This is a genomic window from Paenibacillus sp. Soil766, from assembly GCF_001428105.1.
Lineage (GTDB): Bacteria > Bacillota > Bacilli > Paenibacillales > NBRC-103111 > Paenibacillus_E.
The window spans coordinates 59,551-80,102 of sequence record NZ_LMSJ01000008.1 but is presented as its reverse complement, the minus strand read 5'-3'; the positions used below and the strand labels follow the sequence as shown (position 1 = coordinate 80,102).

Genomic DNA, 20,552 nt, shown 5'->3' with positions numbered 1-20,552 from the left:
TAAAATAGCAAGAAATACTACATTATCCTTTTCATCTCCCTTTGATTAGTAAATATTATCCTAACATAACAAATTTCACATTTCAACTTTGCAACATGGCACAGGGGTCTAAGAAAAATAGCGCATCTACGTTCCCTTCTGGAAGGAATGTTTATGCGCTTTATGTTCTGTTTTTAAAATGACAAGATGGCGTGCATTTTTTCCCACAAGATTGGTCCCTGCTCGCTCTCCGACCACGGAATAAAATGTGGCTGCATCACGTCATGCCAGTTCTCTGGCGTAATCGGTGCTGGCCATTTCCTTCGCGTCGCTCCGTTCACAAACGCGGGAGTCGGACGTTCGTGATAAGAGAAAATAAGCTCCTCGTGCGCTCCGATGATATAAGTCGGATTAAAGCAGCTCGGTTTCTCTTCCTGCAAAGCGTAATGATAGAAGATATAGCTGCTGATCTTCGACGGTTTCAATATTGCAAGCATTCCGATACACTCACGGCCGCAATTTTGTCTCGCGTCCCTTATCTCAGGCTCCCCATCGTGGTAAATATCAAGCATCGGAACGGCGTACCGCTTCATGCCCCCACTACCTGGCCATGTCTCCAACAGATCCCTGCACGCACTTGGCCACTCCCATTCGCAGTCTTCACTCACCGCTTCAAAATAAACAAATATGCCGCTCTCCTTCGCGAATATCGCACAGCTCACGATACCCTGCTCGCGAAGTTCGCGCTGCCAGCTTGTGGCTGCTTCGGCTAACGCGTGTGCAAAGCTCGCTTCGCACCCTACTATCACCTGTGACCTGTACATCCTTCTCGTCATGTCAGTATCGGGTAGAATCGGCAGGCGTTGCCCGCGCGAATCATTCCCTTCTCCTCTTCTGTAAGGTCTTCAGGAAGTACAGTTTCGAACAAATGAATGACATCCTTATAGCCACCAGCCTGTAAAGCAACAGGCCAATCGCTGCCGAACAGCAGCCGTTTGCAGCCAAACAACTGAACTAACTGATCGACGTATGGCCGAATCCTTTCAGGATGACATCCACCTGCCATCGTGATCATACCGGACAGTTTAACCGCCACGCCTGGAAGCTGGGATAACCGATCCATGCCGGAACGCCACGGTTCCATCTGCTGCTCCCGAATGTTCGGACACCCGAGATGGTTGACGACCGCCTTGAGCTGCGGCTGCTCCTCCAAATACGATGCTGTATCTGAAAGGTCTTCGGGCCGTACAAGCAAATCGAGTGCAAGATCAGCCTTCATCAGCGCAGCAAGAGCCGACCGAAGTTTGGCCTGCTCCACCTCAGAGCGGTCAGAACGAAATGCGCTACCGTTAAGTCGGATACCTGTAAAGTGCGGGTTGGCATTCAAGGACCCAAGTTGCTCATGAAAAAGATCCGTGAACGGGTCGAGCCCTCCGCTCACACCGGATATAACCGACCAAGTCTGCGCAAGATCCAGCAGGAATTCCGCTTCCTCCACCGTAACGGCAGCCTGTACGGCTACAAGCCCCTTAACTCCGAACGCTTTGAGTTCCGGAAGCAGATGCGCTGGCAAGTAGTCCCTATATAGCAGGTCATTCTCTGGCTTCAACCAGCCGTAATCCATCCGCGATGGCTGCCAAAAATGAACGTGACTGTCTACGTACATCACGCTTCCCCATCCTCCCTACGCCCTGCCAGCAGATCGGCGGCATACGGGTTCGGCCACGGCATCTCATAGCTTGGCGAATTGACGTAACGCTTCATGCCAAGCCTCAGCCTAATGCCAGAACCTTGCTCTAACTGTATTGCCAGCCATTTGCCATTGAGCTCAATAGGCGCGCCTAGCGGTTGCCCCTCTACGTCGATTCGCTGGGCACTTGTGAATTCGTGCTCGCCGAAGCCCCCTGCCTGAATGACGACCTCGCGTTGGTCAAATAAACTGGTGTTGCACAGCTGAAGTGTCACACTATCCGTTGTAAGCGCCTCCACCAGTGCAGACACGCCTTGTGGAAGACCTGGCCGCCTCTCCAGGGCATCATAATAGCGTACCCGAGCATGCTGCAAGCCACCGTGCGAAATATGCATCGGTCCACCCAGTGTCAGCTGTACAAGCGACTCGAAATAAATCGGGCACATTTCCTGCCAGATATGGATGTTAGAGAAGTCACCGTCTGCAAAGCCGCTTTTCCACCCGTGCGGGTCGCCTTCCTCCGAGCGCATTCGCTTCAACTGCCGACCGACCAGCTCCATATTAGCCGCAAGTATCCGCTTCGGATAGTCTGGGTTGAGCCCTCGAATGTACTGGAACCAAGGCTCTGTATTGCCGATATAGTGCTTTGTTTCCCTTCCTGTCCGGCTGTCCCTTCCCGATACGACAGGCACCGTAATTTCATTCCAATCATGATCTCTCGGAATCCGCTCTAGCCGCTCCAAATCCTCGTCGGCCATGGACATCGTCCACAAATAGACTGGATACTTGGGCAGCGCCTTCCGCCAATCGTACCAACCGCTATCCCCGTGCTTATTCGGCACGAGTACTTGGCCCTGATCTTCCCGTCTTAGCGCCCAGTTGGCATCTAGTTGAGAACGAGCCAGCGTAAGCTGGGTCATGTCTCCTGTAAGTAAAACAGCGTTCATGCACGCGTTCGTCAGCGGTTCGATGATGGTCATAAAACCGTGCGGCCATCTCCAGCCGTAGTAGCCACCCCACCATTTGCCCTCGTTGTACTCGCCGATGATGCCGGACAGTCCGACATTGTCGGGAATAACTCCTCCATTGTTACCGGTACGTTCTTCCCATGCTGCGAGATAATCGACCACCCAATCGCGGTAGGCCGCGTCTCCGTTATGCATGAAGGCATGAGTGATCAATCCGGTTGCATTCAAATTCAGCGGGACGTCTCCCCGATTCATTCGCTCATTCATCATCGCAATCAGTTTTTGATAGACGTCATCGTTGGACCAAGGGCATTTGCCGCTCGCAAAGTCGACACCAGGAATATCTTCATACGGTGCAGGATAGTGGTCGAGAATGCTGCGATGCGTGACCCAATCCTCTTCCGACACCGTGAAACGCGGACCTTTGCTACCGGTCAATGGTGACCTTATCAGTTTCTGCGCCTTATCATAATTGGGAGCATCCGGATCGTCTCCCGTATACATGCTGGCGAAGCGCACTGCTCTCTGCTTGTCCTTGCTTGTAACAGGACCGGCTAGTCCGAGAAAGTAGAGAAATAAATAACCTTCGCCATGATGCATCCAATCATAGTAAGCATCAAATTCTCGGTGAATTTGCCCATACTCGGTCCATTGCCAAGTAATCCCTTCCCAAATCTTACGCGATACCTCATGGAGCTCACGACTCCCCCCTAACACGTAAAGCAGCGCTAGATTCATGAAACCTTCATAGGGGTCATCCGAGCCGTCCATACCCGGCCATTCTTTCTGCCAGATCAGACTTCCGTCCGGCTGCGTGTAACGCGCTACAAACTCCTTCGCCGACTGATTCAGTGTCGCAAACAACCACTGTTCCTGGAGCGCCCATTCCGGTGGAACCATTCGCTCCTCCGCTACAATCCTTAGCATCATGCTTCCTTGTGTGTTCACTTTAGTTCCTCCTTTTCAGCTGGAAATAAACTTCGGCCCTGAAATAAGGCAAATACCCGTTGCAACTCCTCTGGATCCAGACCCTGCCCATCACAAAATGCCAAGTTCGTGCGCAGCACATCCGATGTAGCAGCTCCCGTCAAGGTAACGTGTATGGTTGGCTGCGACAGACTAAAACGCATAGCCGGCTCAACGAGACCGTGCGGTGCAGTTTTACGTAAAAACTGGAGCTGTTCCATCCGCTTCGCTGCTTCATCAATGAGGTTAGGCCTCAAAAATGGCGCTGGCGTATCGGCAAGCAGTCCGAGTCCGAGCACACTGCCGTTGATAACACCGATTTCATTCTTTGCTGCGAGCGGGAGCAATTCGTCCTTCGCCGTATGATCAATCAACATATATCTCGTATAAAACTGGATGCTGTCAAACCGATTTAGCCGGACATAACGCTCCAGAAGTGATAGTATCCTTGTCGAAACTCCGATATACCGAATCTTTCCATCTTCCCGCAGCTTCTCCAGAGCAGGAAGCGTCTCGTTCATAATCGTTTCATAGGGAACCTGCTCCACATCGTGAATTTGCAGTAGATCAATCCAATCCGTTTGAAGCCGTTCCAAACTATGCTCAACGGAGCGAATCGTCGTCGCATAATCGAACGATTCTCCCGGACCTACTGCCTTCGATGCCAACACGACCTCGTTTCTTCTACCGCCGTTCAATGCTTTGCCGATTCGACGTTCTGACTCACCTCTGCCGTAGCTCGGCGCTGTATCAATAAAATTGATGCCGCTATCCAACGCCTCATGGATCATCTTCTCGATGTCACGTTCATCCGTAGGTCCAAAAACCCCGCCAAGGGGTGCGCCGCCAAGCCCGAGTTTCGATACACGAAGTCCGGTGCGGCCGAATGTAGTATACTCCATTGCTATCCCTCCTACTGTAAATTGTAGTGTTCATCCTTTATAATCAAAATAGCCAGAGTTCCCCATCTTATGGCATATCTTCTCTATTTAAGGAAGAGGCGAAAGCAGACGTGGAATTTATTTATACGGAACCGATCGGTTTAACTGATCTTGCCGTGCTCGAAGTCGGTACGCAAAATTGCCTGCCTGACATGTCATTCGGGCCCGGCGTAAGAGATATGTACATACTGCATTACGTTCACAGTGGGTGCGGTACTTTCACAACGGGAGTCCGAACAGAAACAATCGGTCCTGGCGAGCTGTTCCTTGTAATGCCGGACATCGTCCACGCGTATTGTGCCGATTCGGATGAGCCTTGGCGCTATTCGTGGTTCGGCTTTGTCGGCACATTCGCCACGCGTCTTGTCGAACTGGCTGGATTTACTGCCGTGTCTCCCGTCCGTGCGGCTGACTCATCAACGTCCGTTGAATCTCTTTTTGGCAATTTAATGAGCCTTCGAAATGAACCAGCCAAGGAGCTCCTTCTGACCGCTCTGCTGTACCAAATATTCGGTACACTGGCTATTCCGGACGATGCCCCCCCGCTTAGAGCGGATGTCGGACACCACGTACGTAATGCCGTTTCCTTTATGAATGCCCGCTATGCCGAACGCATCAGCCTACACGAAATCGCTGAGCATGTAGGACTGGAGACCAAATACCTATGCCGTCTTTTCCAGCAGCGGCTGTCCATGTCCCCTTACCGATATCTGACTGATGTTCGGATGAGAAAAGCTTGCCGCCTTCTGCGCAGGCAGCTTCTCGGGATTGCCGAAATAGCCCAATCCGTGGGCTACCAAGACCCCCTCATGTTTTCGCGAATGTTCAAACGGACAATTGGTCTTTCCCCAACAGCCTACAGGGAGAATGCGAAATTGGAGAGCGGAACCGGAACTTATTGAAAGAAGAAAACTTCTTCGAGTCCTTCGAGGAAGTGTGGACGATGCTCGTTGTTGCATGCACCAAATCGCTCAAAACCAGGTGTGGGCTCGGTATGGACGCCGGCTTGAGATGAGATGAGATGAGATGAGATGAGATGAGACGTGACACGGGATCCCGCCGCTCCAAACAAATTAGATGGATTTTATGTAGTTATTTTTGCTGATTCTCCCCGTTTAGAAGCAATAGATGGAGTTTCTACAGTTAATTCCTGCCGAAATCCAACAAACAGCCAAACTAGCTAAATTTAACTGTACATTTTACATCTAATCGCAAAATCTCAGGTAGTACGGCAAAATTAACTGTACATTTTACATTTATTTGAATACTAGCTACTCAACTGAATCAAAAAAAGCCCACTATAGCAGATTTCGCTTTAGTGGGCTTTTCTCGTTAATCAAAATCGTAGCGCTCTTCATTCCACGGATTTCCGTACATATGGTAACCATTCCGCTCCCAGAAGCCCGGCTTATCTTTCGCCATAAACTCGATGCCTCGCAGCCATTTGGCACTTTTCCAGAAATACAAATGCGGTACGACCATTCTCACGGGTGCTCCGTGGTCAGGTGTTAACAGCACGCCATTGTGTCGGATGCCTAGAAAAGACGTCTCCAGCAGGAAATCTGCCAGCGGAAGATTCGTCGTCCATCCATGCTCGGCATGCAGCATCACATGGGTTGCTTCTGGTTTCAGCTTCACTTTGCTCATGAGTTCAGATACAGCAATACCTTCCCACACATTGTCCAGCTTAGACCACGTGGTCACACAGTGGATGTCGTTCTTAAATTCCTTGCGTGGAAGTGCCATGAAATCCTTGTACGATATGGTGAACTCTTCCTCCACCAAACCGAACAAACGCATATCCCATTTGCTCATGTCGTTGTAGTAGGGCACGGACCCATAATGCAGCACAGGCCAACCTTGAGTCAGCGTTTGCCCAGGAGGAACACGATCATTCGGATCCTGCGGCAGCTTTTGACCAAATTGCATGGAACACCCTCCATCCATTCTATCTAAATCGAAGCAACCTCTAGTCGTTACCGATATAAGAGCCGTATTCCGCAGCGCTCAATAATCCTTCCAATGCTTCCGGTCCTGAGATTTCAATCTCAACCATCCAACCTTCACCGAAGGACGCATTGTTAACTAGCTCTGGTGAACCTTCCAATGTGCTGTTCACAGCCGTTACTTTGCCAGATACGGGGCAGAAAATATCCGAAACCGTTTTGACCGATTCCACACTCCCAATGCTCTCATTCGCTGTTACAGAAGCGCCAACTTTCGGAAGCTCCACGAATACAATATCACCCAATTGATCTTGTGCAAAATCGGTAATCCCTATGCGAACCACCGTATCCGATAGCTTCTCTACCCACTCGTGCTCTTTGGTGTATAACAAATTGGCTTGTACGTTGCTCATCAGTCCACGCCTCACTTACTTACAAATTTTGCTTATAGCTTAATCTACTCTGAACATCAAAGTCAAGATGCACATCCGAGATGTAGTCAAACGAGCATGAAGACCCACAACTGACCTTGAAGCGCAAAAGTTACTGTTGACAATTTATACCGATTTAGGCGCATAATGAATATGATAAGACTAACTAAATATTGGCGAATGAGGATATAGGGAGAGACTGCGAAGCAAGTTTGCAGCGCCGAAGGAGTAAGCCCAAAGCGGTGAATCTCTCAGGCAAAAGGACCTATATCGGACGCAACTCTGGAGAGCTTCGACTCGTTAATCACGGGAAATCGGACACCCAAGGGGAAACTTAACGGAGGAATGCATAGATTCTCCCGTTCTAGGCAACTCTCAGGTATAAAGGACAGGGGCAAAAGGTATGTTTGTGTTGCATATCTTTTGCTCCTATTTGTGTTTCCGAAATGTAACCATCGGTAAATAAGTTGAGTGAAAGTGAGGTTATTTGCATGCTGAAACGAACACCGCTTTTCCCGATTTACGCAGAATATGGCGCGCGAATCATTGATTTTGGCGGCTGGGAACTGCCTGTGCAGTTTACGGGCATTCAGAAAGAGCATGACGCCGTCAGACAGCAGGCAGGGCTTTTTGATGTTTCCCATATGGGTGAGGTACGTATTCAAGGCCCGGATGCTCTCGCATTTTTACAGCGAGTTACGACGAATGATGTGTCTAAGCTGGTGGAAGGGCAGTGCCAGTACAGCCTCCTATGCTATCCGGACGGTGGTGTGGTTGATGATCTGCTCGTTTACAAGTTCAGCGGCGAGGACTATATGCTTGTAATCAATGCCTCCAATATTGAAAAAGATATCGCTTGGTTGCAGCAGCACCTGACTGGTCAAGTAGCGTTGACTAACATTTCTGAAGAAACTGCTTTGCTGGCGCTGCAAGGACCACGGGCCCTAGACATTCTAGCTAAATTGACTGACGCACCGATACAGACCTTGAAGACCTTCCATTTCCTTGCTGATGTGAAAGTAGGTGGAGTAACCACGTTGTTATCCCGCACAGGGTATACAGGTGAAGATGGCTTCGAGCTATATGTGGATCAGAAAGATGCCATCACATTGTGGAGGACACTACTTGAAGCTGGTGAGGAGCACGGGCTCATTCCGACTGGTTTAGGAGCTCGAGATACGCTTCGCTTTGAAGCGCGGCTTCCCCTATACGGACAGGAGCTATCCTCGAAGATTTCGCCGCTTGAGGCGGGACTTTCCTTTTTTGTAAAGTTGGATAAAGGTGATTTCATAGGACGGGATGCCCTGCTCGAGCAAAAAACAATTGGAGTGCCACGAAAGCTCGTTGGCATTGAAATGCAAGAGCGCGGTATTCCTCGACCGCATTACGCCGTGTACGCCGAGAGTAAACAGATTGGTGAAATTACGACAGGTACACAATCTCCAACGTACAAAACGAATGTCGGCTTAGCATTAGTCGATTCCGCATATAGCGCGCTAGGAACGGAACTATTCGTTGAAATCAGAGGCTCGCAAGTGAAAGCTACAGTTGTCTCTACCCCTTTTCACAAAAAGAAATAATTCCCGAATCCAGGTTGGAAGGAGCATCATCGGTATGAAGCATCGTTATTTGCCTATTACAGAGCAGGATCAAAAGGAAATGCTGGAAACGATCGGCATCTCCTCCATGGAAGAGATGTTTAGTGATATCCCGCAGCAGGTGCGGTTTCAGGGTGAGCTGCAAGTGGGGAACGCACTTAGTGAGCAGGGATTGCTCCGATATATGCGCGAGTTGGCGGGGCGGAATGCGGATTTCCAGCGCTACGCCAGCTTCCTGGGCGCTGGCATCTACGATCATCACCTTCCGGTGGTGATCAATCATGTCATCTCACGCTCGGAGTTCTACACCGCGTACACGCCTTATCAACCGGAAATCAGCCAAGGGGAATTGCAGGCGATTTTTGAATTTCAGTCGTACATCTGTGAGCTTACCGGCATGGCCGTGGCGAACGCCTCGATGTACGATGGCGCCACAGCGCTGGCCGAAGCCGGCGCGCTAGCCAGCGGCGCGACGAAGCGCAGCCGTCTGCTCGTGTCCCGCGCGGTGCACCCGGAAGCGCGCGCCGTCCTGCGCACGTCCGCCCGCGGGCTGAACTTGGACGTCGTCGAGATCTCCGTGACCCCCGAAGGTGTCACGGATCTCGACGACCTCGCGGCGGGGCTCGAGAGCGACGCTGCCGCCGTCATCCTCCAATCGCCGAATTTCTTCGGCTGCTTGGAGGATATCGCGGCTGTGGAGCCGCTCGCGCACGGCGCGGGCGCACTGCTCGTCGTGAGCGCGAATCCGCTCACGCTCGGGCTGCTCGAAGCGCCGGGTAAGCTCGGCGCTGACATCGTCGTCGGCGATTGCCAGCCGCTCGGCATCCCAGCTGCGCTGGGAGGGCCGAGCTGCGGCTACTTCGCCGTCGCGGAGAGCTGGATGCGCCGCATGCCGGGGCGCATCGTGGGTCAAACCGTGGACCGCGATGGCAAGCGCGGGTTCGTGCTTACGCTGCAAGCGCGTGAGCAGCATATACGACGTGAGAAAGCCACGTCGAACATCTGCTCGAACCAGGCGCTGCTCGCGCTTTGCGCATCCGTGTACTTGTCTACGATGGGCAAGCAAGGCATTCAGGACGTCGGCACGCTGAACGTCCGCAAAGCCCATTACGCGGCCAGTCGCATCGCCGCGTCAACCAAACTCGAGCTGCCGTTCACAGGCAGCTATTTCAATGAATTTGCCGTCAAGCTGCCGGACGGCACGAACATCGAGGAGCTGAATCGTCAGCTCCTGAACCGAAACATCATCGGCGGCTACGATCTTGGCCGCGACTATCCCGAGCTGGCCAGCCATATGCTAATCGCCATCACCGAGCAACGAACACGCGAAGATATTGATGCCTTCGCAGCTGCATTGGAGGAACTCGTATGAACAACGAAAAAGCACTTATTTTCGAAATGAGCCATCCCGGACGTGTCGCCTACTCCTTGCCTGACTCGGACGTTCCCGACGTGAATATCGAGGAACTTCTTCCTGCCAAATTTCGGCGCCAGACAGAACCAGACCTGCCCGAAGTGTATGAAATCGATGTCATCCGCCACTACACGGCGTTGTCTCGTCGCAACTTCGGGGTCGATAATGGCTTCTATCCGCTAGGTTCATGTACGATGAAATATAATCCCAAAATCAACGAAGACGTCGCCCGCTTCCCCGGCTTCGCTCATATTCATCCGTATCAGCCGGAAGAATCGATACAAGGTGCAATGGAGCTGTTGTACAATCTCCAGCATGATCTCGAAGCGATCACAGGCATGGATCGCGTAACCTTGCAGCCTGCGGCTGGCGCACATGGTGAATGGACGGGGCTCATGATGATCCGTGCTTATCACGAAAGCCGCGGCGAGCATCGTACCAAGGTCATTTGTCCAGATTCGGCGCATGGCACGAATCCAGCCAGTGCAACGGTTGCTGGCTTCCAAACCGTCACGATCAAATCCGATGACCGCGGCCTCGTGAATCTCGACGAATTGCGCCGTGCCGTCGGATCCGATACGGCCGCGCTCATGCTCACGAACCCGAACACACTCGGCTTGTTCGAAGAACAAATCGTCGAGATCGCCGAAATCGTGCATGGGGCAGGCGGGCTGCTCTACTATGATGGCGCGAACGCGAATGCCATTATGGGCATCACACGGCCAGGGGACATGGGCTTCGATGTCGTCCATCTCAACCTGCACAAAACCATGAGCACCCCGCACGGCGGAGGCGGCCCTGGTGCAGGCCCAGTCGGCGTCAAAGAGCGGCTGATTCCTTTTCTGCCGACGCCACTTGTAGCCAAACGTGAAGATAACAGCTTCTATTTCGACTACAACTATCCTCAGTCCATCGGCCGCGTCAAAGGCTACTATGGCAACTTCGGCATCCTAGTTCGCGCCTACACGTACATTCGTACGCTCGGCCCGGAAGGCTTGCGCAACGTATCCGAGTACGCCGTCCTTAACGCGAACTATATGCTAGCTCGCTTAACGCCTTACTTCGATGTTCCGCATCCCCGTTTCTGTAAGCACGAATTCGTGCTATCTGGGAATCGCCAAAAGAAGCTGGGTGTCCGTACACTCGATATTGCCAAAAGATTGCTTGACTTCGGTTACCACCCGCCAACCATCTACTTCCCGCTCAGCGTGGAAGAATGCATCATGATTGAGCCGACGGAGACCGAAAGCAAGCAAACGCTCGACAGCTTCATCGATACGATGATTGCCATTGCCAAAGAAGCCGAAGAGAATCCAGAGTTAGTTAAAAATGCCCCTTACACGACCGTTGTCAGTCGGATGGATGAGGCATTAGCCGCACGGAAGCCGGTTTTGAATTGTACCTGCGGGTAAAGCAAACACCAGCATAACATGTGAAAAGGCTGATTCCAGAAGTAGAATGCTACTTTTGGGATCAGCCTTTATTTTGCGTTACGACCTCATTTTTACTGAGAAGCCCATTGCACAATCAAAGCATTTGCATCTGCAAGGAGTATACCTTTCACTCTGTTATCAATATCTTTTCCTACATCTGCTTTATTCAAGTGTTTCACAAAGTCCTCCATATGCTTGGCAGCCTGATCTGGTCGATTCATATCCTGTTTATGCTGCGCCTGCTTGAGGGCGTTGCTCAACTGAGATGTTAAGGAATGGCTTAGAGAAGCACTATAGCGAGTAAGCAGCTGATTCATAGCCTCAATACTGGTTGTCACATGGAGTTGGGAATGCTTAACCAATTTATTCCCTGCTATATCTTCAATCGTGATTGACACTTGATGACTTCCAACTTTCCCCGCTAAATCGAAAACTACGCTTGAGCCCTTTGTCAGATCTAAAGAATAGACCGAGCCGCTAACCGTGATCTGTGCAGCAGCCAATCCGGATAGACTATCGGAAACTTGGAAAGTTAGCGGCAGATGATCATCAAAGGAGTCTCCCTCCATTAACGCATTGCCGTTGATCAAAAACCTATAGGTAGGCAGTGTTACATCAACCTGTACGGCCATCTGCTTCACATCTTCCACATTGCCTGCTCGATCCACAGAGTGGTACTGGATTGTATTCATACCGTCCTGAGGTAATGTAAATGACCCTGCATACAACTTCCAATCTACCGAATCCCCTACTTTGTATTCCGTCTTGGCAACGCCAGATAACTCATCCGCAGCATTCAGCGATACAACGTTCGTCGCGTACCAACCATTGTTAGGCGCTCCTGCCATAGCAAATTCGGTAACTGGCTTTATTTGATCCAAGAGGATAGAGACTGAAGCTGACATTGACGATTCGACAGAAACGCTAGAAGAAGTAACTTTGTAGTAATAGCGTATAGCAGGGTCGACTCCATTGTCCGTAAAGGTCGCTGCTCCTCCCTGATAAATTGGCGCATAGGTACCATCTGCACTTGATGATCTGTAGAGTGTATAAGAGGTTGCCCCGATTGCTTTGTTCCAGGAAAGCTCAGCGGAATTGGCTGTTGTCGAAATGACCTTAAGTCCCCTTAATGGATCATGCGCCTGGGTAGGGTCAACAATCATCAACCAGTTGATCAACGGATCCTGTGAAGCCGTATTTCTCACTGTAACAGTGATCGTGCCATCCGTCACATTAACAGAATTTCCATAAACTGTATTGGAAATATACGTAATCGCATTCTTTTTAACCCCATTGATATATAAGTCAGCTTTCCTGGAAGCATTGTTCCATATATCGTTGAAGCCTGTGTACACGGTGTAGGAACCATTCTTTACATTGAACTTGTAGGTCAGGTCCGTACCCGCAGGGGAATTACTAACATTACCCCCATTCAGATAACGAAGGGTTGAGAACATATCTCCACTAGCTGAACCTGCTGAATTCGAATTCGTTCCGACATAGCCCCAAGGAGCTGGATTAGCAGCGTTATACGCCTGTTCAACTACGTCCTTATTAACTAGAGTATCTTGAAGGTATGAGGTCATCAGGCTGTAATCACTTGTCGCATAACCACCGCTGTTGACCAAATAGATGGTCTTATCAGGAACAGCGTACATTTTAAAACGTAACGCTTTATTATTAAACTGGGGAAGAACAGCCTGTAAGGTATAGACGCCTGGAAGCGCAAATGTACTCGCTGTTAGTGGCTGTGCATTGACTGACCACGTTACTGCGGTTGTCGTTGCAACCGTTGCACCACTTGGGATAACTTCAATCTGTGTTGGTAAATTCAGTACGGCTCCCGTAGCAACAACTTCAGGCAATGCCAGATTCACGTCTATTTTTCCCATACTGTTCAATACATCTTTGTTCCAACTGCTATACCATCTTATCGAGATATCCGTACCTTGGCCAAATTCAATGGGCAGCCATATGTATTTGGCACCGCCATTTGTCGTAAACTGTCCGCCATTCCAATCGTCCCCCACATAGATGAATTTCCCTTTCGCGGGGTCAACTGGGATCACAAATGTCGATTGCGATTTAAAGGCTGTCATTGGATCTGGATCTGATGCCGATGTCCTTACAAATGGATTCACTGGCGCCCCCCAAGGACCAAACATAGCATCTGCCACGCTGAACTTATTTTCATTCGGAGACCATCCCGTAGCACCGGAAGTGATCATGTAGTACTTTCCATTAAATTTAAAGATGGCTGGTGCTTCACGCTGCGTACCTGGAAATACTCTTACATAATCTGTACCATATACAGCTTTATAGCTTGCATCTCGGACTGGTTTGCCGCTGGCATCTACAAGGCCATCCGTATGCCAGCCCGTCACATCTGAGTAATCATCCAACAGTTTGGAAATATAGATGGTTAAGTTTTCTTCGCTGGAATAGATGAGATATGCAGTACCGTCATCATCTTTAAACAAATTCATATCGCGTGCCATACCAGGATTGCCTGGCTGATAATCGACCTGCCCCGCTGGTGCTTGATCCATGCGGTAGCTCTTCTGGTAGATAAACGGTCCTATAGGTGAATCACTTATGGCATAACCGGCTTGCGCTTTGCCATAGTTCGCATTGTTATTATACGGATCTTTATCTCCATCAATATGAGCCCACATGACATATTTCTTGGTTTTATCGTTATAGATCACTTTGGGTCTCTCTATAATTCGGCCCGTTCGAATATCAGCCCAGACGTTCAACGTATCCGTTCTACCCGCATAGAGTGCGGAAATGAAAGGATCGTTTGTAAAATCGTCCATTGATTTGACCATGGTGAGTGCCATACCTTCATCCGTCCAATTGTACAGATCCGTCGAAGCGTATACTCTCACTCCAGATGAAGGCCACGCGCCTTTATGATATTCACCGTACCAATAGTATTTCTGTGTAGTCTGATCATACATGATACCCGCTCCATGGGCATCAATAGGGTTACCACTGAGATCTGACCATGCCGTACCAGGTGTAAAAGCCGTTCTCACTGTGCCTACTCCCAGCGGATCGGACAAGGCTGAAGTGGTCCCATCTATGACGGCAACTAGTTTATAAAAGTATCCTGTGCCTTGTGTTAAGCCTGTATCGATAAACACCTTATTCGGACCACTATATATCTGACTATACGTTCCAGTCTCGCTTGAGGATCTGTTTAATTGATATGTGACGGTTGTTCCTTGCACAGCATCCCAGGTTATTGCAGCTGTGGTATCCGTAACGGAAGTTGCTTGGAAATTTCCAGGGGCATTATAGCGATAGGTAGCAGCCTGTGCAGAAGCTGCAGGTGATTCACCAATCGTGTTATATGCCGTGATCTGGTATTTATATGCTGTGTTCGGATTTAACCCTGTATCTCCATAGTTTAAGGCCTTTCCGTCGTACACCTGGGTGAACGTGTTTCCATCATCAGAAGATCGATATACCCGATACCCTGTTGCTTTAACTACCGCTGTCCAGCTCAAATTGATTTTCGAGGCATTTACGGCAGTTGCCGTCTGTCCCGCAGGTGCAGCAGGTGGCGCTGGCGTCGTCCGCACACTTAATTCAGAGGACCATTGCGATTCCGTAAGTCCACCATAGACAAAGGCTATTTTATAATAATACGCGGTATCAAAAAGTAAGCCCGCATCCACAAAACTGTTGGTTGTGCTGTTGGATACAAAGGTATAACCGGTATTTGGCGTCGTTGAACGATAAATATTGTAGCTTGTAGCTCCGTCTACTTGCGGCCAATTCAGGGATATTGTGGTGTTAGTTTGAGTGTTGGACTGAACCACTGAAGGATTAGCAACCGGAGCATCTGTTACCTTCACATCATCCAAATAAATGGCCTGCCATTTATTCCGAATTCCAATTTTTCCACTCGGAAATGTCGTATCGGACTCATCAAAAATGAGTTTATCAACGCCATTATTAACGATATAGCATCTAATGGAATTTCCAACAGTAACCATTTTTAGTGTATACCATGTGTTTTTGTTCATAGGATAACTGAAGCTTCTTATCGTTGTATCTGTACCGTTGATTCTTTTGGAAAGAACCAAGCCAGTGGTCGTTTGCATTTGGAAATAATAAAAATTTCTATAGTCCTGTACTCGCGCCAGAATTCCCGGATACGCTCCGCCAGCACCTGTGTAGAAGCGCATCGTAACGGTTGAATTCGTCCATGCAGCATCACCTGCTGTAAGGATCCCTTCACCTGCATCCGTCTGATTTAACATTTTATTACTGGCATCAGTAGGGTCCGTATTCACTTTCCAAGTTCCAGAGGCTGGTGTCCATACTGGGTTAGCCGAATAATCACCGTCCGAGAAATCATCCTGAAAATAAGTCGTAGGTGCTGCTGGTGCGGCTAAAGCTTCCAATTGTTTGGTGAGATTAAGAGATGTAATGACTATCAACAGCAAAAACCATCCTAACAGTTTGTGCTTTCTATGCATCATGCTCCGTCTCCTTTTGTGGTTGAGGTAAGGTAGGGTGAGTTGATGAATGTTGTAACCTCCCGTACGTTCAATTTCGCTTAGCGATTTCATCACCTCTGTCTATAGGGTAGACCCATAACCCTCATCTGTGTAGTCTACATAACATCTAACACTGAACAATCCTGCCTTTCGCAATATGAACAAAACCCACTTATATGAACTCTCTCGTCTTCAGCCCATTGTAAACATAGATTCTATACTTGAACTTTTATGCAAACTTAGAAAACAAGAAAAAGCCCTCCTTGTCTGAACAAGTTGAGGGCTTCATTCCACTATCCCGCTAACGCGGCTACTTCATTACTTGAATCCTTATCGTATCACTGGATATGACACCTGCAAAGTTAACGAGTTCAGCACGATACTCATAATTGCCCTTGCCTTTATTGGTTACTGTCGATACTGCTGATTGGGCAGATGGTGTTCGGTCCGAAAGAACTTGCGTATCGATAAGAACACCGTTTTCATATAGGAGATACGTTGTACCATTCGTACCCCACCACATATTCATACTGACATTGTAAGTGCCATCACCATCCCAATTATCGTTTGACAAAACCGGTTTGTTGGGCGTTGCTTGCGTTACCTCCACAACGTGCGTATCGCTCTTCGTTGTACCGAAGGCATTGGTAAGTTCAGCATAATAGCGATAGGTGCCATTCGTCTTGTAGGTAATGGCAGTTACCGTTGACTGGGCAGATGGTGAATTTTCCGCAACAATTTTCGTATCGATTAATACATCATTCTCGTAAAGTTTATAGATTTTGCCGTTTTCACCGTACCACATGTTCATCTCAACCTTGTAATTGCCGTCTTGAAGCCCGGTATCGTAACCATTGTCATCGGAAAGATGAGGTTTACCCGGAACGGCTTTACTATTCGATTGGATATTATTCACCGTCGATGTTGCCAACGCTTTATTGCCGCTTGCGTCGGTAAACTCAAAGGTGAAGCTGCCATTAAAGTAAAACGTAAAACTGCTTGATCCACCATTGTTCGTGATTGTGACCGGCTCGTTCGTTGTCATCGTTGCGATAACATCTTGTGTTGTCGGCGTTATACGGCTATAAGATATAACTGCCGTTGGCGGTGTTGTATCCACGACAGTAATCTTTTGCAACGCTGTACTCTTATTGCCAAATGTGTCTACAGCTGTCCAGGTTACGATTGTCGTACCGAGCGGATAGTCAGCAGGCGCATCGTTGGTTATGGTAACTGCAGATGTATCAGAAGCGGTAGCCTGACCACTATTCACAACCGTTCTGACCCCTGTCGCTTCAGCCGTTATATCGGTAGGCGCGGTAATTACAGGTGGCGTAGTATCCGGTGTTTGTGTTGGTGGCAGACTCTTCTGGACAAGTTCAAAGTCGTCAAAATAAGCCTCGCCCGCCGCTGCGCGTTTATACATGAATATGGTCGCGCTTGTATTCGTGCTTCCTGTGGTAAACGTAATTTCATTCCTCGTATACGTCGTCGAGCTTATATAAACTTGACGCTGATAGCTTCCGAAATTTCTCACTCCGAACTCACCATTAACTCCCATTGCCCATGCAGAAATCGTGTAGGTTGTATTTGGCGTAAGTCCGTTTACCTTTTGCTCTATTCCCCCGTATGCGGTCGCCAATTTGGCTGCATACATTCCTGTATGCGTGTTCGTATTCACAATAGCCGACTGGTTAAAGTGCGTTGGCCAAGCAGTGAAATCACCCGTCTCAAATCCAGGGTTGTTCAGCAAATTGGTTACAGACACAACCTCAATGGAACACACGGCTATTTTGGCTCCGTCTGCTGTTGTCACAGTAACCGTAGCCGTCCCTACCCCTGTGGCCATTATGTTCCCACTCCCATCCACTGTCGCAACAGCAGGATTATTGGAACGCCATGCAACCTCTTTATTGTCGGCATTGGTAGGTGCGACGGTGGCAGTGAGTACAGCAACGTCTCCGACTCTCAGACTCAATGCTGATTTATTCAGCGAGACACCGGATACGGGGACAGGTGCTGGCGGTGGAGGCGGCGGTGGCGGTGTGATGCCATCTTTGATTATATGGAAATAGTCATAATCCGCTGTAAGTCCCGTTCCTGCACAAACGATCAGACCGATCTTCGGATCTATGAGGTCCGCCGTCTGTGTAGTACCAACCTGGGTGTAAGTGACGCCGTCTGCAGAATAATACCCGGCATAGAAATTTCCATACTTCACAATTCGCAGATAGGAAACCATAGACTCGATCGTATCGGGTACCTCCATATGATAACGGACACCATTGATCTTTAAGTCAAACTGGAACTGATTTCCGGTCCCATACAACCGGGTCATCCGGATATAGGTATCGTCATTTACATATACGACCAATCCACCTTGCGACCACCGAGAGCTCGGCTTGCCTTCGAGCTTCGTTTCAATGACCCAATTCTCTTCCTCCGCAGGTGCACCGGTGAGAAGAATGTTCTTCGCATCGGCACTTCCGCCCGCAATATCGCCGTTTTCACTGACGATTCTCATATACCCTGGATTCGCACTTAATGACCACTTTGCTGGGTTCTCCCGGATCCAGTGCCATTGCGAATTGGCCTCGGCCTCATTGAACTCATCATCCGAACCTTCCGTAAACACCGGAGGCTGTCCCGTCGATCCGCCCGGTGATGCGCTGTACTGGATCAATTCCAGGTCGTCGAAGTAAACATCCCCGATGCCACCGCCTTTATACAAGTAAATAATAACACTCGTATTGGAACTGCCCGTCGTAAACGTAATCTCTTTCCTGCTATAGTTGGTTGAGCTTATATGAACATCTTTCGCGCTGCTGCCGTAATTTTTCACTCCGAATACCGCATCGCCCCCGCCTACGCTTTTGCCGTTTGCAAATAATTTGTAAATCGTATTCGGATGCAATCCGCTGACGGTCTGCTCTACCCCCGCAGTAGCCCCTGTAAGTTTGGCTGCATAATTTCCGGAAGCGGCATTGTTGTTCTCGATGGTCGCCCCGTTGTAATGGATTGGCCAATTGGTGAAATCACCCAACTCAAAGCCCGGATTCTTCAACAGATTCTCCTCAATTGGAGGCTGCGGAAGCGGAGGAAGGTTGTTGGGATCTAGTCCTGGACCTTGGTATGCACCAATATTCGGCGCGTCGACTGCAGACACTGGATTGCCGAAGTAATCCCGGCCTCCGTTGCTTGAAATCAGCTTACCCGCTCCGATTGCCGGAGACGTCGAAAGAAGCTGGTATCCAATAACCGTATCTTTGCCTATACCGCCTGAACCAGGGGACGCCAGCATAGGATCTGCCGTAATTTTATAGGGATCAGCCGGTTCGCTGGCCGGATGGTTTCCATAGAAAACATTGTGTTCAAACACATTATTCGTACTGTTTCCGAAGTTGTAGCCACCTGAACCCAAATTATGGATGATATTGTTGTAGAAGAACGTGTTTTTGGCAAAACCACCCCAGTTTAAATAATCCACTACTTTGGCATTGGAGTATTTAGGTAGATATACCGTATTGTTGTACACATATGTGGTATCCGGTGTTCCACTGAAATTGAACACGGCTCCACTGTCATTTTGGCTTATGTTATATCGGATCGTTGTGTTCGTATTGGAGTTGCTCGCAACCGTACCGTCATTTACTACCAAAAAGCCCCCGCCGGCATTATTATGACTGTAATTATATTGGATAATAGTCCCATCGCTTTTGTAATCCGCATCATAGGCCATGGCATCGCCGCCAGGTGCGGTATTGTAAACCTCGTTGTTTTGAATCACCGAATCTTTATTGGAAAACACCCATAAAGGTACATGATATCCGCTGGCTCTTATATGAGTGTCATATACGACATTGTTTTCGATCAAACCATTGGTCGTATCAAGGATGAAAGCTCCGTCTGCGCCAACATCGTGAATCACGTTATTAGTCACTTTGAAGCCGGATGAAAATTTCTTCTGAGCACCGTATATGTAGATGCCCACACTATCCACCGAATAAATCTTACTGTCCCTAACCACTACATCTGATACGTGATAATCCCAGTTCGTTCCCCACACGATAATACCTCCATTATGGGCATAGTCGGTAGAAACGTCTCCTTTAACATGATGAATCTCCAAATTTTCAAACAGAAAATGCTTGAACACTCTCGGATTCGAATATCCTCCACTTGTGCCATCTACATGAATGCCTCTGCGTACCGCCTTCGTCTGGGCATCATTGGTGATTTCAAGATTTTTGACTTCCCACTGCTCCTGATTGTTAAAATATACAGCGGCTGCAGCACCTGCCCCAGCGATGAGCGGCTTACGACCAGTACCGTACATGTCTATCGTAATGGGATTTCCCTCTATTCCGGATCCTTGGGGAGAAAGCGTACCTGTCCATACTCCGTCAGACTTGAACAAAATTTTGTCGCCCGGTTGAAAGACATTACTGTTGACTTTACTCAGGGTCCGCCACGCTGATCCAGGTGCCGTTCCAGCATTCGCATCATCACCGTCTATCGAATCCACATAATAGATCGGTCCTGCTGCATGGACAGTTGTTGGTGCGGCCATAGGCATGAAGCATGCTGCCACAATGGCTATTCCCAGAAACATACTTAAAAACCTAGACCATGTCGTTCTCTTCATCACTTTTGCCTCCTTATGATCGTTTTC

The 20,552-nt window shown here is 49.1% G+C and carries 12 protein-coding genes and 1 riboswitch; of the genes, 4 read left to right on the top strand and 8 right to left on the bottom strand.

The window, feature by feature from the left end; all coding sequences use genetic code 11:
- Positions 1 to 173 precede the first annotated feature (173 nt).
- The 4 genes from ASG89_RS07260 to ASG89_RS07245 are packed head-to-tail and all read right to left on the bottom strand — an operon-like array spanning position 174 to position 4,505.
- Positions 174 to 815, bottom strand: a complete 642-nt coding sequence (locus ASG89_RS07260; RefSeq protein WP_157276555.1) for a hypothetical protein — start codon at positions 813 to 815, stop codon at positions 174 to 176.
- Positions 812 to 1,645, bottom strand: a complete 834-nt coding sequence (locus ASG89_RS07255) for an amidohydrolase family protein (protein WP_057309927.1) — start codon at positions 1,643 to 1,645, stop codon at positions 812 to 814. Before ASG89_RS07255 ends, ASG89_RS07260 begins: the two co-directional genes overlap by 4 nt.
- Positions 1,645 to 3,585 carry a hypothetical protein gene (locus tag ASG89_RS07250; RefSeq protein ID WP_057309926.1) on the bottom strand — a complete coding sequence of 647 codons (1,941 nt, stop codon included), beginning with the start codon at positions 3,583 to 3,585 and terminating at the stop codon, positions 1,645 to 1,647. Before ASG89_RS07250 ends, ASG89_RS07255 begins: the two co-directional genes overlap by 1 nt.
- Complete coding sequence (locus tag ASG89_RS07245) at positions 3,582 to 4,505, bottom strand: aldo/keto reductase (RefSeq protein ID WP_057309925.1); 924 nt, start codon at positions 4,503 to 4,505, stop codon at positions 3,582 to 3,584. Before ASG89_RS07245 ends, ASG89_RS07250 begins: the two co-directional genes overlap by 4 nt.
- A gap of 110 nt (positions 4,506 to 4,615) precedes the next feature.
- Between ASG89_RS07245 and ASG89_RS07240 the strand changes: the two genes are divergently transcribed.
- A complete protein-coding gene (locus ASG89_RS07240) occupies positions 4,616 to 5,446 on the top strand; it encodes an AraC family transcriptional regulator (RefSeq protein ID WP_057309924.1) in 831 nt (276 codons plus the stop codon).
- Positions 5,447 to 5,876: 430 nt separating this feature from the next.
- On the opposite strand, the gene ASG89_RS07235 is transcribed toward ASG89_RS07240, so the two are convergent.
- On the bottom strand, positions 5,877 to 6,473 hold the full coding sequence (locus tag ASG89_RS07235; RefSeq protein WP_057309923.1) for a sulfite oxidase-like oxidoreductase: 597 nt from the start codon (positions 6,471 to 6,473) through the stop codon (positions 5,877 to 5,879).
- 40 nt (positions 6,474 to 6,513) lie between these two features.
- Positions 6,514 to 6,903 (bottom strand): glycine cleavage system protein GcvH, encoded by a 390-nt coding sequence (gene gcvH / locus ASG89_RS07230; protein WP_057309922.1) that lies wholly within the window; start codon positions 6,901 to 6,903, stop codon positions 6,514 to 6,516.
- A 198-nt stretch (positions 6,904 to 7,101) separates the two neighbouring features.
- A riboswitch (glycine riboswitch) is annotated at positions 7,102 to 7,198 on the top strand.
- Positions 7,199 to 7,406: 208 nt separating this feature from the next.
- Between gcvH and gcvT the strand changes: the two genes are divergently transcribed.
- From gcvT to gcvPB, 3 genes are read left to right on the top strand one after another with little or no spacing between them, the layout of a single operon-like run.
- Positions 7,407 to 8,501 (top strand): glycine cleavage system aminomethyltransferase GcvT, encoded by a 1,095-nt coding sequence (gene gcvT, locus ASG89_RS07225; protein ID WP_157276561.1) that lies wholly within the window; start codon positions 7,407 to 7,409, stop codon positions 8,499 to 8,501.
- A 34-nt stretch (positions 8,502 to 8,535) separates the two neighbouring features.
- Positions 8,536 to 9,891, top strand: a complete 1,356-nt coding sequence (gcvPA, locus tag ASG89_RS07220) for an aminomethyl-transferring glycine dehydrogenase subunit GcvPA (protein ID WP_057309920.1) — start codon at positions 8,536 to 8,538, stop codon at positions 9,889 to 9,891.
- On the top strand, positions 9,888 to 11,345 hold the full coding sequence (gcvPB, locus tag ASG89_RS07215) for an aminomethyl-transferring glycine dehydrogenase subunit GcvPB (protein ID WP_057309919.1): 1,458 nt from the start codon (positions 9,888 to 9,890) through the stop codon (positions 11,343 to 11,345). Before gcvPA ends, gcvPB begins: the two co-directional genes overlap by 4 nt.
- A gap of 92 nt (positions 11,346 to 11,437) precedes the next feature.
- On the opposite strand, the gene ASG89_RS07210 is transcribed toward gcvPB, so the two are convergent.
- Complete coding sequence (locus tag ASG89_RS07210; RefSeq protein WP_057309918.1) at positions 11,438 to 15,862, bottom strand: OmpL47-type beta-barrel domain-containing protein; 4,425 nt, start codon at positions 15,860 to 15,862, stop codon at positions 11,438 to 11,440.
- A 328-nt stretch (positions 15,863 to 16,190) separates the two neighbouring features.
- Positions 16,191 to 20,525 (bottom strand): carbohydrate binding domain-containing protein, encoded by a 4,335-nt coding sequence (locus tag ASG89_RS07205; RefSeq protein WP_057309917.1) that lies wholly within the window; start codon positions 20,523 to 20,525, stop codon positions 16,191 to 16,193.
- Positions 20,526 to 20,552: the final 27 nt, after the last annotated feature.